This is a genomic window from Rhodococcus sp. KB6, assembly GCF_001445685.1.
Classification (GTDB): Bacteria; Actinomycetota; Actinomycetes; order Mycobacteriales; family Mycobacteriaceae; genus Rhodococcus_F; species Rhodococcus_F qingshengii.
In genome coordinates this window covers 1-12,388 of the sequence record NZ_LNAK01000009.1, presented here as the reverse complement: position 1 = coordinate 12,388, position 12,388 = coordinate 1, and the positions used below count along the sequence as shown (strand labels likewise).

Here is a 12,388-nt window from a genome sequence, read left to right as displayed (position 1 = left end):
GGGACCGAATCTGACTCACAGCAGGTGGGGAACTATCTGGCCGTACGCGGGGAGAAACCATGGCCACAAAATGCGCCATAAATGGCCGCCAGTGGGGAGCTTACGATGGCCGTCGACACGCATGGGCGATGATCTCAGGCGCGAACTTCCTGCCTCTGGAATAGAGGTACTGGACTGTCGCCCATTCGTCGTCGTCGCCGGCGAAGTTCCCAGCGCCGTTCCTCTGGCCGTAGGTGGCAGTCAATACTGCGACTGCCTGGCCGTTTTCGATGCCGACCCAACCCCAGTCCCAAGTGTCGAAAAAAGTCCACTCGGCATTTGGAAAGTCCGCTCGATGTACGGATAGGATCGGGCGATTTTCGTCAGTCATGAGACGAGAGTGACACAAAAGGTCAAGATCGCGAGCAGTTCCTGATTCAGTGACATCGACTCACTGGTAATGCCACCGCCTACGAGAGAAGGGCCCGTCCGAATTCGGACGGGCCCTTCTCACTGTCATGGATCGGCATGTTCCGGCCGAGCCACTGCCGACCGGAAGGTCAGCGTCGTGGTGTTTTTCGCTGCCACTCGCGGCGAAGTTCGGGATGTTCGTTACTTAGCTTCACTGCTGCGATCAAATCAGGGCTCGACAGGTAGATCTGCTCGTCCCTTGTAAGCAGATCCGCCGGCTGCAGGATGAGAGTGCCGTCTGACTCTTCCACGATTCGGTACCTTTCAGCTCGGTTCTTGACCTTGCCCAGGCTGATCCTGTTGCGACTGTCTAGTTCTGCGTGCAAGTCACTCATGGGTGCCTCGTTAAGTCTTTTTTCATCTCTGGTCGGGGGTGCTGGGTGTTCGTATCTCTTGGTCGGGGGTGCTGGGTGCGCGCTTTCGGGTTTACGACTCCCAAAAACGCTCTTACTGTTCCGAGCCCTGTCACGGAACGCTCCTTGTGTTCTGAAACTCTCTGTTTCAGAACGCTTCTTTCCGTGGTGCGCGTATAGCTGTCGAACTCACGCCCACCACCATCGCTACAGCCTTTCTACAGGCCTTCTACAGGACTAGTACTAGACCAGTACTAGAGCTGTACTAGTACTGTACCCACCTGGCACCAATGGTGCAACGGCAACACTGCACCTATGGTGCAAAGTGGGCAGAATCGCGTATGATGCATGGGTGACAAAACTTACGATGATGCCCGACGCCGGCGATGCGCTGAACGCTCTCTACGAATCTGATCTGGCTATGGCTGAGCGTGTCGAAGAGAAGTTCGACGCGCTCACTGGCGACCCGTACAGCGAGCGTTTCCGACGACGCGCTCTGACCGGTCCAGCTCGATTTCTCTACGTCGTCTTCGGGAACGGGACCGGTCCCGACTGGGTCTTCCTGTGGTACCTCGACGAGACCACTGACCCTCCGGAGGTGGTGATCGACTGGTTGGGGGAGAACCGATTCGGCTGAGTTCCTCGCCCATCAACGCATCAGAGTCAGTGTAGAAGCGCGGTCGCAGGCCCGTCCCCCATCTTCCGGGAGACGGGCCGCTCGTGATTACAGAGCGTGTCGCCAGGAAGAAACACGGTGCACTACTAGCCGGCACCGGCACGACAACACCTTCGTAACTCGCCGCGGAATGGGTTGCGACGTGTCGCACGTTTCAACGAGTACCGATACGACAATGCCGCCGACGAACTTCAGCCATGCTCGATGACTCCGCAAAATGGCGAGCACGCACATAGCCGGGACTGCCAGCCGCAGTTGACCAATCAGAGACCGCCCGTTTCACCTCGCCCAAAATTAGGCAACGAACAGCGGGTTTGTCTTCACCGTCGGCGATGTCGAGGCCACAATCGTTCCGCACGAACACTTCCGAGCGCGAGTGCCGAGGCGCATCCGGAACCTCGCTAAGCGAAGCGATCCCTCCCCGCGTTGGAGGTCTCAAAACTCGTCTGCGTGCGACACATGTTGTTGTGTTGGCATCGCGGGTCCGTGCCCACCATTAGAATAGATCCCGTAACTGGAACAACACTTCAGATGCCACTTCCGAGTGGCACCCAATTCCACTGGCGGCCAATAAGGCGGCCGGGGAGCCCTGCTACAGGGTTCACAGTCGGGCTCAAAAGCCCATGAAGTGAAAGGAAGGTTACGTCATGACTGCACACTACTGTCATGAATGTGGACAGAGAAAAAAGAGGAAACCGGACTTGACCCGCTGGTTGCAGTTCGCAGCTGCACTAGCATCGATTGCCGCCAAGTCCGGCTTCGACTTTTCACTGTTGTTTCACTTGTTCTAACCGGTTTTCACCGGCACCGTGCAGGTGATCGAGGCCGTCGTCCGTTGGCTCGGGCGGCGGCTTCACCTGATTCTGCACCAAAAGTGCAGATCAGACCATGCTTACGTAATTGATTATACAGATACCAGGTACGCAGATGCGGTAGGTGCATACATCCAGCGGCGAGATGCGAACAGCGCAAAGGGTTCCCGTCAGTGCCCTGCCAGAGTGCTGTCCTGGTTGTGATCACCTCCGTGGTCGACTGGCTGCGGACCTAACAACGCGGTCTACCAGGAACGAGACTCCGAGACCGATGCCACCGGCCGAAGGTTCAGCCTGCCGATTGCTCCGCGTGGTCTGCTGCACTGCGATCGGTGTTTGGTCGATTCCTACAGGCACGCCGCGCGGCGCTGGTTCTCTTGTTCGACGTGTTGGGCAATGGTGTGGTGGTGCTCGATCGTCGCTTGTTCGTGCTCACCTCGACGACGTGACCACCAAGGTCGTCTATCGAGTAGGCAAGGCCAAATCTTGTTTCTTGGGTCGCGCATGCGCGCCGCATCCCTACCGGTCTGTTCGCTTCAATTGCTGAGACCATGCCTTCATGTCAAAAAAGCAAAAGCTGCGCTTTGGCTTCGTCCTCCGGAATGGTCCACAACAGTCGTGGACGTCAGGGCCGTGGCGCGTCTGGGTGAACAGAGAAGACACCTACATCACTTCAACTAGCGTCGGAGAAGTCTGGAAAGCTTCTCTTCACGGCGATGAGTCGTGGCGAATCGCAATTACCAGTGAACACGCACGGTCGAAGACTCCACTGATCGACCCCGCAATCGGTAGGAGTATGTGGGAGTTCGACCCCGTCCCGTTCGAGAACGGCAGAAGAATGGCCTTTGCGATAGCGCCACTTCGTGGTTCGTATCTTCCTCGCGAGCTTGGCGAAAATGACATACGCATCGAGGTCAACGACAGTTGGGACGAGATCATGGTCGCGTATGTCTGGATGACCGAGGCCGGTGTTGAGTTTGAGAAAGAGGGGATTGTAGGGCGCCCGCTCTCTCTCGACAGCGGCCGGCAGGTGTGGGTGACTGCTGGTGTCGAGCGATGCACTCGGGTACCGGCGAAGGACATCGTCACGGCGGTGATCGAACCTAAGATCCCTGGTCGCGACCCGGTGCATGCACCGGGATTCCTAGTACGGGGATGCGGGCTCTGATGATGTTCAGGGATCAGCTGGGATCCGTAGAGGGGTGCTGCCCCAGTCAATACGACGAAAACTCTCTGGCCTCCGTGTCGGTCTAGAGACGAGGGCCCCGACGTTGTTGTTCTTGTTCGACATGTTGGGCGATGGTGTGGTGGTGCTCGATCGTCGCTTGTTCATGCTCGACGCGATGTTGCTCTTCGCGGTGCTCGTCCATGCGGTCATGCAAGGCGTCGATGTCGCGGTGAACGGTGTTGAAGGGTCCGATGTCCGCCTTGTTCTCGGGTCGGTCACCGGCCACTGAGGTGGTATCGGTGATGTTGTATCGGTCTCGGTACGCCTGAATCTCGGCGGCCGTGCGATCCCACTGCACTGCCAGCTCGCCGGCTTCCGGCCGCGCTTCGAGGTGCTGCGTGAAGCGCAGTTCAGGGTCGTTGCTCCGCTGGTCGTCGGTGCTGATGCGTCGGGTGTTCGCGGTGTGTTCGGCTGCGACGTCGGTGTAGGTGGTCTCCAGCTGCTCGGCGAGTTCGGGGTCGACGAGGTGGGCGTCGAGGTCGGGGGAGTGCACCCAGTGCGGTGCTGCTGGGTCGACTGGCTCACGTGCCGGTGGCGCGATGGTGTCGAGTGCGTCGGTGATGCCGGTGACGTGTGCAGTCGAGTGCGCGACTGTTTCGATTTTGCGGCACAGGTCGTCGACGTCAAAGCTGGCGTGGGTGACGAGTTCGCGGATGCGGCCTACTGCTGCGTTCCATCTCGGGTCTTCGGTGCGTTCGGCGACGGCGATGGCGGCGGGGAAGTGCTCGCGCAGGATCTCGTCGTGTTCGGCTGCCCAGCGGGTGTTCGTCTTCTCGGTTGCTCCGCTGGCGTGCATGAGTGCGTGGGCGGCTTCGTGAATCATCGTTTTCGCGGCTTGGGCGTCGCTGATCGTGTCGTCGACGATGATGCGGCGCGATCCGTCGAGGCTGGTTCGGCCGTTCGATTCTCCGGCGATGTGCTCGCGGGTGACGGTCCATCCCTGCTCGATCATCACGTCCGCGATGCGGGTGTAGATCGCGGCAGGGTCTTCGCCTTCAAGTCGGGTGGTGATGGTGTCGGCGGCTGCTGCGGGGTGTCCTTCGATCGGGTCGGTTTGGGCGATGTCGAACACGGACAGGATCGGGAACCGTGCTGCGCGGCGGGTGGTTTCCTCGCCGGTCTCGGTGTCGGTTTCGGTGATCTTCTTGGTCGAGTAGCCGAAAATCTTGATCGACTTTTCGCCCTTGCGGACCTGCCGTCCGAGTGCTTGCCACTTGCGGAATCCGGCGACCTGGCTGGCGTCCGGGGCCTGCGAGAAAATCAACATGACGTTGTTGAAGCTGTAGGAGTGGAACGCTGCTGCGGCGGTCAGGTAGGCGGCCCATGCGTCGGTGTCGGTGAGCTGGGCGACCTTCGCGGTGATGCTCTCGTGCAGTGCGGCGGCCTGCTCGCGGCGCGCTGCGCTCTTGTCTGCCGTGGTCTTCGCCTGTGCGCTCATAACTGGAACCTCCGCTGATCCGGTGGCGTCCCCTTGCTCGGTGGCCGCCAATTTTTTTGCCCTGCTGGCAAAGGAGAATCGCGTCGGTATGAGGGGGCCGGAGTGCCACCCCTGGGCCGGGAAAAGTCTCTGCGAGCGTGCGAGTGCGGGTTGAGAAAATTTCTCGGAGCCCTCGGGCTGGCATCGCCGCCAGGGGTTGCGCGCAGGTCACCGCCGACGAGAATCGGAAAGCCAGAAGGACAAACAAGTCAACGCTCTTCGTCAGGCGGAGCGCAGCGGAGTTCCATTCGGAGGACACCGAAGGTGGCCGGCCGCCGGGCAGGCGCCAACACACCGCCGGCAACGGGCCAGGCGTTCGCACCTCCCACTCGGAGCGCTGGCGGGGTGATTGTGCGGGAGCGACGGAGGCCGACCAACTTGCTGTGGCGGCAGCCCTACCCTGCTATTTACGACGGCGCCATGTCCTCGTCGGCAAATCTTCCCGACTATTCCTTTGGTATATAGCTCCTCTTTCAGGGAGTCAGTTTCGGCACTAGCTGATGCAGATTAGATCGCGGATAATAAATCTTCTCTGAAACATTCTATGACTACAGAAGATGGGCGATCACACTAGATTTACGTACGCAGCGTTACGGGAAATAATAGACCGAGAGTCGGCCTCAAAAACACTTTGAAGAAGGGCTATGTCACGCGCGACAGTTCGAGGGGAGACTTCGATCGCGGACGCGATAGCGGAGGTCTTGCTGCCAGAACTAAGTAGCGACAGTACTTGCAACGGACGGATCTGTTCCCCGCGTACCGTCCTTCTGGGAAATCTCCTTCCGAATCGAAGAGAGGATCGTGCGAATTTGTGACCACACACCCCCCGGCGTCAGTATGAAGGATGTTTAGGTCACCACCATCAATGATGACTCCACGGCCGGGGAGTCGTTCCGCAGTTGTCACAAATGAACCATTTGCTCGAAGATATGAAAGGTGTTTATGCCAGCCGGGATGACTGCGGCAGGCTCCGCCAAAAACTGTTCGGACAGGTATACCCCGCCGCCGCAGGTAGTTCTCCACTGATATGAGAAATCGATCCGAACCTGGAAGCGGCGCAGTATGGAGAATTGTCACGTCAGAAGTAACGTATGTAACGGCTTCTTCTACCAGGGATGAAAAGCTGTCAAGACTACCCGGCAGGAAGACCGCATTCCTAGCGGGCTGCCACATCCTTGCCCACCTGGCAGATTGCATGAATCCGCCGAGAGCGGCGAGCGTTTGCGGAGATCGTGTGCCGTCAAGAATATCCAGAACGAGTGACCCGAGCGCAAGTGAAGGATTTACGCACCTGAGTGCGCTCGGGACGTCGCGCGATGGTTGGACCCAACCGAGTTCTGACAGCCAATTCAGGCGGCTTTCGATCTCGCATTCGGCTAGGTCAAGGGAGTGAATCAACGCTGGGACAGTCATGTGCCGCGAGGTGGCGAGAGCAGCCCAAACTGTTCGAATTGAGCACGACGATGCGGGGACCATTGGGTAGACCATAGACGTAAAACATCCGGCCCGGTTACACCGGCTCTACGCGGCCGCGAAGTGAAGATCAGTTTCGGAAGTTAGCGAATGATTCCTCGATACACCTGGCCAGACCCTGTTTTTGGAAAATTTCTAGATTAAATTCCAATAAATCCCACGCAGTAGTACACCCAGGAGGAGGAGTGGCAGGTTCGCGCCAACGCCAAGTCTCCGCCAGAAGGGAAACGTGCGACTTTCGGTGGAATCCACGTCCACTTTATGCCATTAACTCATATTTTCCGCAAAAATATGAAACGGTTGGTTTGTTCACGGAAGGCGCGATTACACTCAACTCGAATGGATTACTGCGGCGATTCAAGCCTTCCGAATTTACATTGATTACATATTTCCAGTTTCTCTCATATCTGCAATTTAATTGGTCAAGAACACCGATTCGACGGAACGGATGAAAATATGAAAATACTAGGCCGAGCTGCGATGGTGGGGATCTTCAGCGGTTTGCTGGTTCTGACCGGGTCCGCATCATCGTTCGCTGACGTCGTCGATGAGACGCCGGTGATCACAGAGACCCAGGTCGCACCTCCGTTTGAGAGCGAGCTTCCCACGACTCCCGGCCCCGGAGACGTTCAGGCTCGTGGGTTCGCAAAGCAGCAGTGCGGTGGTTCGGTGAGGATCTGCCAAACGACGAATTTCAATAGCTTCAATCCATTCGCCACCGACATCCAGGGGATGTACGCCTCCCTGAACGGTGGAATTAACAGGGTCGGACATTTTCAATTCTGGGGCCCTCGCGGGTTCGTAGTGGATGGACCCAATAAGACATACGGGGTCGGCGAAACATACTCCTGGAATGGTTACGCCGGCGGCAATTCCGGCGATGTATGGTGCGCAAGGTTCTGGGAAGGTTCGAACGGGAACTGGTGGGACGTTACCGGCCCGATCTGCGTGACCGGTTAGATATTGTTGCACTGCAACGAAGCTATTACATAGCTGACGAGAGTGGACGGTTAGGGTAGTCTTTATTTCCCTAACCGTCCACTTCAATTTTCATTCGGGATCACGCAGCACTTGTGCGATATTTATCCCAGTTCAAAAGAGAGTTAAAAGTGTCAGACGATATCTTATTTCCCAGGCGCAAATCTAGCGATATCGATATGCAACAACTAGTATCTAATCCGATTTAATCGCAACAGATCGACCGCCATGACTTTGTCATTTAATCTTCTTTTTTACGTAGGCGCAGCCTTCGTCTTCACGGCTTGGGGCTGCGATAGATATTTGGGGTCGCGCTCGAGCGGGATATTTCTCTCCGGAACTGGATGGGTGCTATCTGCCAGCCTTTTTGGAGCGTCGGCAATGGCATTAGGAATTAGCTCGTCCACTTCAGGATTGTTCTGGAAGGTCATCTTCTATCTACTTGCTGTAGCCGTGTGGCTGAGTGTTGCAATATCTGTTATCGTGCGCACCAGAAAGTGACTTCGTAATTTTCTTCGTTTGTTTGCGATAGTGCGGTGATTGAACCAAACTGCCTTAAGAAGGGTTACGGATAATGAATAGCTTGCACTTTAATTCACATTGATCGAATGGTTGCCGTCGCTGGGTTTTTGAGCGCAAAGTTCCTCGAAGGCTGAGTTATCAATATGAAACTATACGTTATTAAAATGGCACAAGAGGGGGATTGCTGCAAATAATGCGATGCTGATCGCCCGATCGATGACTTGGAGGTAAATTGCATATCGCCTCGCTGGAGCGCCTTGCCTACCCCAAGGTAGTCGGTGACCCCGAAGTTCAATTCAAGTACTCGCCACCTCCCGACGTCTTTGTTGCTCCCGCCGAGACTAGTGGCGACGTCACTACCCGATCACGATAACCTTCAACTTTCTCCAAAAACCTCGTGTGGATGCAACTTTTTCGCTCCATTTGACGTGGTAGTCGTAACTCGAATTTGTTGCTCCGGCGTACCCACGTGCGGCGATGCCTTTTCCCACCGCAGTTTCGGGCGAGTCACCACGCAGTAGTGACGCTCCGGCACCGCCGTACATCGTCAGGTCCTCATGCGTCATCTTGCGCTGCTAAGTATTTGAGGATCTCTCGGATTCCTTCTTGCGCTTGCTTGCCATTGTCGTCACCCTCCATTGTTCTCCGAGTGTTGCACGGTCCGCAAATTTTCGCACTCTCCCCCACGAAAACACTCATTTGGAATTCCCGGCACCTCGTTGTGTCCGTCAGCCCCAGAGCTAGGGCTCTCTCACTAGACTAGGCCCGTGCCACTCAACATCGCCCATCTGCCAGAGACGTCCAGGCTGCTCAATGCGGCACCACCCGACATGCTTTACCACTACACAGGTGGGCAGGCACTGCAAAGCATTACAGGCAACGCTGAACTGTGGGCGGGCCTCCCGGAGCAGATGAACGATGCGGAAGAGTTGCGCCGCGCACTGAGGTGACTCAAGCTCCTCGCCAGTGAGCGGGAGTTAGACGCACGAGTAAAGGACAGAAAAAGCGAGAGCTACAACTTCGACAAATGGGCCGCTGATCAGCGCAAACATGCGCTCGACGACGGCCGCTGGCTGGATGACGTTCCGAAGAGCTACATCATCTCGCTCAGTCGAGAGGGCGACTCACTGTCGCAATGGCGCGCTTACAGCTCGGAAAACAACGGGTACTGCATTGGTTTTCCGACTGCCGTCATCGTTCCGGCCATCGAAGCCGATGGCGCATTACTTGCCCCTTGCATCTACGACGAGGACGACGTCGAGCGAATCGTCCGCGAGATCTACGACTTTCACGTCAAGAGGTGGTTAGCTAACGCACCTGAGTGGACATACGCGACGACTACAGAAGGCTTGGAACGCGACTCCAATGCCCGCTCGGAGAGCGTGATCAGCGCTTGGAAAGACATGATCGCCGAGATGCGCTTGATCGGACATTTCATCAAGAATCCAAGCTTCGAAGCGGAAAACGAATGGCGCATCCTGTTTTTCGACCGCGAGACTACATGCGACGACTTGAGGTTCATCACGGGCAAGAACGGCGTCCGGGCGTTCCTGCCCTTCAAGTTTGCGGAGCATGTATCGCGGCCGATGACTGACAGACCCAGGCCATCACTTCGCATTGGTCCGAACAGCAACGCCGATGGGGCGAAGTTCCCTGTTGTTCGCCTGATGGAGCAGCTGGTGGGAGCGGGGAACGCTGACGTATTCACAACCAGCAGTAGCTACCGATAAAGCAGAAGCACGGCTGGAGGTGCGCCACCTGAATGGCCGTTATTGGGGGTCGACGCGAGTCGCCAACCGATGTGCGTCGTGAGCCGTCACGACGGTGAATACCGAGCCTCGCCCACCACACAGAACGCGGCACGTAGCGTTGTGACCATGTCCATAGGAGAAGCGCAGCTCACTCTCGAACAGATCCGCGAATTTGCAGTTAAGGCCAGCAATGTCGGGCAGTACATAGCCCACTTCGCGCTCAACGCGGCGAATCATTCTCCGCATTATCGCGAGCCCGGAGTCGAGTCCATGGACGTGATTGATCTTGAAATGGGCCATGTCGACGACGTTGAGGGCCCGCTACTCACTGCACACCGACTAGCGAAGTTCTACGTGATCTCTGCTGGTGATGCATTGTTGTCATGTTGTGAGTTGGTCGGCAGGGACTTTCCAATGCATGTCGGCTCTGCGGCCCTCGCCCGCACTACCGCCGAGCACGCGAGTAGGGCAATGTACGTCGGCGATCCCGAGATCGGTTGGAAGATACGCGTTTTGCGGACGCACGCACTGTTTTATGCGGCTATACAGGAGTACAGATCCTCGTCGGAATTGGCAGCGCTTGGGCTCCTCGAAGGGTGGAAGAAGTGGCGAAGCAGGACCGGGTCGATGTTCAGCGAGGTTCCGAAGCAATCCGCTAACAACAACAGAAAGCTGATTGAGGACACATTCCCGCATGCGTTGGCATACGACGAGTTGAGTCGCCCCACTCACGGCAACGCCGTGTGGCTGACGCTCGCCGTGATCCAGGAACAGAAACGAACCAACTACACTTGGTGCGCGACATTGAGAAATATGCAGTTCGCGATGGACACCACCATCGCAGCAGCACAAAGGCTTTGCCTTCTATGGGGATTAGACCCGAGTGAGGTGTTCGAGGCCTCCAAAACCCGCCTCGGCGTTGACGACGCGCGATGTACTTGGCAGTGGTTACTCGGCGCGTGTGACGAAGTACGCGCCGGAGTGGACGCCCTCTCGAATGCAGTCGTAATCGATAGCACCCCCGACCCCCAACCATCGAGGTAGATACCCCATGGCAGCATCCTTCTCTGTCTTCAGCGAGTTAGTCGAGAGCCACTGTCCGAGTAACGGCCGTTGCCGGGACGCTGACAGATGAGACACTTACAGCTCTTGGTCGAGACGGCGGACTATGTTCGCTAGCAAGATGACTGAGTCGGCAGCGATACCCGCATCGCGGCGGGTGGAGGTGGGCGAATGCTTGACATGGTGAGCAAGCGCAGATGCCTTTTTTGTCAGGCCGCGCAGATCCTCGTTGGTTTTTCCAGGCAATGTGTCATCGATGTATCGCTCTATCCGCATGTTGGTCTTGTCCACAGGCGGCTCAGTCTCGCCGGCACGTAAGTGCACCTCGGGGTCATAAACTGTCCGGGACAGTGCCTCCAACACACCTACGCAATTTGTTCCCAACGCTCGATAGTCCTGCGGCGTTAAAGCAGTTTGGAATCGGCGCCGTAGCTCAAGGATTTCCTCGTCCACTCCTGCCCACCCTGTTGCGGCGTGAGGAGACACTGCTTCTGCGAGCGCATCAAACGAATTTTCCTCCATGGCAACTAATTTGCTGTGTAGCGGCTCGAAAATCTGGTCAAGCATGTCACGTCGCGCCTGCCATGAACCATGTCCGTCGTTGCGTACCCAGTAGCTCTTGAATGTCGTAAAATTTCGATATGGCGGCTCAAATGGAACACCAAGCCGCTTCGCTGTCGCGCGTAAGGCCGTGAGAGCAGCCCCGATCTGCCGGTCATTGAGCTGTTCCCCGCCCCCGGTTCCGAATGCTTGCAATTCATCGTGAGCAAGCGAGGCCAGCGCTATCGCAACCTCAACATCGGTTTTGCCAGGAATCGGCCCGACTCTTAACTTCGTCATCATCGACATATCGAACTTCGGGCTCTGTCGACCCCAGGTCGGATCGTCTGAAGAAGTGAAGAAGTCTTGAGGAATCACGACACGATGATCCCATAGGAATGCAGCGCTCTTGGCTCAGTAACGACCGTTTCTGAGACATCGAAGGCTGAGACAAGCGACTCCCCCACCGCGATCCGGAGACAGAAGGTCGCGCATGGAACTTCCGCCGTTCCATGTAGGCGCCGGACGCAACTCCGCCACTTCCGTTACCAAACTGTGGCGTGTCTCAGAAACCAGTCTCATCTTCTGTTGCGCCCGCTGGAGCGTGTCTGACGTTTCTGAGACAGTCATCCCTTGTGAGCTCGGTTTATGGATATCTGTGACTCTCGGAATTATTTGGCAGGTTTTTCACGGAATTATTTGGCACGGCGGTGTCCCTCAGACGAGTTGAGGTGCCGGTAAACGGTTGATCGGCTGACACCGAGTGGGCCGGCGGTCCTGCTCGTCGAGGCGCCCGAGGTCTTCATGGTTCGAGCCTGCGCAATGGCCGTGATAGTGAGCGCAGCAGGTTACCTCGCGCCGGCGAAGTGTTCTCTGACAGCGTGTTATTCCTAGGAGCGTCCGTTCCAGGTGCAGGTCATATTGACACTCGCAGATAGCATCCACGCATGCACGTCGACATCGAGGGCGCCACCCGGATCGTCCGCCTCGCCGCAGAATTCGACTGGACCTGGGCCCTCGATGACCTGGAACCCTTCTGCGCACAGGCTGGATGGGAGGTCGTTGA

12 protein-coding genes are annotated in these 12,388 nt (G+C 57.0%); 5 read left to right on the top strand and 7 right to left on the bottom strand.

Going from position 1 to position 12,388, the window contains the following annotated elements; genetic code table 11:
* Positions 1–100: 100 nt before the first annotated feature.
* Together ASU23_RS01950 and ASU23_RS01945 are read right to left on the bottom strand one after the other, a co-directional pair.
* Complete coding sequence (locus ASU23_RS01950) at positions 101–370, bottom strand: hypothetical protein (protein ID WP_058037041.1); 270 nt, start codon at positions 368–370, stop codon at positions 101–103.
* 169 nt (positions 371–539) lie between these two features.
* Entirely contained in the window at positions 540–785 is a 246-nt protein-coding gene (locus ASU23_RS01945; protein ID WP_054781310.1) for a hypothetical protein, read from the bottom strand.
* A 370-nt stretch (positions 786–1,155) separates the two neighbouring features.
* On the opposite strand from ASU23_RS01945, the gene ASU23_RS01940 reads away from it, so the two are divergent.
* Together ASU23_RS01940 and ASU23_RS33760 are read left to right on the top strand one after the other, a co-directional pair.
* Complete coding sequence (locus ASU23_RS01940) at positions 1,156–1,440, top strand: hypothetical protein (protein WP_156423053.1); 285 nt, start codon at positions 1,156–1,158, stop codon at positions 1,438–1,440.
* 1,410 nt (positions 1,441–2,850) lie between these two features.
* Positions 2,851–3,459, top strand: a complete 609-nt coding sequence (locus ASU23_RS33760) for a hypothetical protein (protein WP_156423052.1) — start codon at positions 2,851–2,853, stop codon at positions 3,457–3,459.
* An 82-nt stretch (positions 3,460–3,541) separates the two neighbouring features.
* Here ASU23_RS33760 and ASU23_RS34640 read toward each other — a convergent pair whose 3' ends face one another.
* From ASU23_RS34640 to ASU23_RS01920, 3 genes are all read right to left on the bottom strand, one after another.
* A complete protein-coding gene (locus ASU23_RS34640; protein WP_253741125.1) occupies positions 3,542–4,957 on the bottom strand; it encodes an ArdC family protein in 1,416 nt (471 codons plus the stop codon).
* Positions 4,958–5,561: 604 nt separating this feature from the next.
* Entirely contained in the window at positions 5,562–5,819 is a 258-nt protein-coding gene (locus ASU23_RS35235; protein ID WP_156423051.1) for an HTH domain-containing protein, read from the bottom strand.
* Between the two features lie 2,506 nt (positions 5,820–8,325).
* Positions 8,326–8,535 carry a hypothetical protein gene (locus ASU23_RS01920; RefSeq protein ID WP_054781305.1) on the bottom strand — a complete coding sequence of 70 codons (210 nt, stop codon included), beginning with the start codon at positions 8,533–8,535 and terminating at the stop codon, positions 8,326–8,328.
* Between the two features lie 201 nt (positions 8,536–8,736).
* Here ASU23_RS01920 and ASU23_RS33750 point away from each other — a divergent pair, with 201 nt between their 5' ends.
* The 3 genes from ASU23_RS33750 to ASU23_RS01910 all read left to right on the top strand — a co-directional run bounded on the left by ASU23_RS33750 (position 8,737) and on the right by ASU23_RS01910 (position 10,764).
* Positions 8,737–8,919, top strand: a complete 183-nt coding sequence (locus tag ASU23_RS33750; protein WP_156423050.1) for a hypothetical protein — start codon at positions 8,737–8,739, stop codon at positions 8,917–8,919.
* A 123-nt stretch (positions 8,920–9,042) separates the two neighbouring features.
* Complete coding sequence (locus ASU23_RS33075; protein WP_082661284.1) at positions 9,043–9,699, top strand: DUF2971 domain-containing protein; 657 nt, start codon at positions 9,043–9,045, stop codon at positions 9,697–9,699.
* A gap of 147 nt (positions 9,700–9,846) precedes the next feature.
* Positions 9,847–10,764 carry a hypothetical protein gene (locus ASU23_RS01910; RefSeq protein ID WP_156423049.1) on the top strand — a complete coding sequence of 306 codons (918 nt, stop codon included), beginning with the start codon at positions 9,847–9,849 and terminating at the stop codon, positions 10,762–10,764.
* Positions 10,765–10,860: 96 nt separating this feature from the next.
* Here ASU23_RS01910 and ASU23_RS01905 read toward each other — a convergent pair whose 3' ends face one another.
* Both ASU23_RS01905 and ASU23_RS35230 read right to left on the bottom strand, forming a co-directional pair.
* On the bottom strand, positions 10,861–11,700 hold the full coding sequence (locus ASU23_RS01905) for a hypothetical protein (protein WP_054781301.1): 840 nt from the start codon (positions 11,698–11,700) through the stop codon (positions 10,861–10,863).
* A 317-nt stretch (positions 11,701–12,017) separates the two neighbouring features.
* Entirely contained in the window at positions 12,018–12,146 is a 129-nt protein-coding gene (locus ASU23_RS35230; RefSeq protein ID WP_367646116.1) for a helix-turn-helix domain-containing protein, read from the bottom strand.
* Between the last annotated feature and the right edge of the window lie 242 nt (positions 12,147–12,388).

Excerpts from the sequence above, each read along its gene's own strand:
- ASU23_RS01920 (WP_054781305.1), bottom strand. The coding sequence starts at position 8,535 with ATGACGCATGAGGACCTGACGATGTACGGCGGTGCCGGAGCGTCACTA.
- ASU23_RS33760 (WP_156423052.1), top strand. The coding sequence starts at position 2,851 with ATGTCAAAAAAGCAAAAGCTGCGCTTTGGCTTCGTCCTCCGGAATGGT.
- ASU23_RS01910 (WP_156423049.1), top strand. The coding sequence starts at position 9,847 with ATGTCCATAGGAGAAGCGCAGCTCACTCTCGAACAGATCCGCGAATTT.
- ASU23_RS01950 (WP_058037041.1), bottom strand. The coding sequence starts at position 370 with ATGACTGACGAAAATCGCCCGATCCTATCCGTACATCGAGCGGACTTT.
- ASU23_RS34640 (WP_253741125.1), bottom strand. The coding sequence starts at position 4,957 with ATGAGCGCACAGGCGAAGACCACGGCAGACAAGAGCGCAGCGCGCCGC.
- ASU23_RS01945 (WP_054781310.1), bottom strand. The coding sequence starts at position 785 with ATGAGTGACTTGCACGCAGAACTAGACAGTCGCAACAGGATCAGCCTG.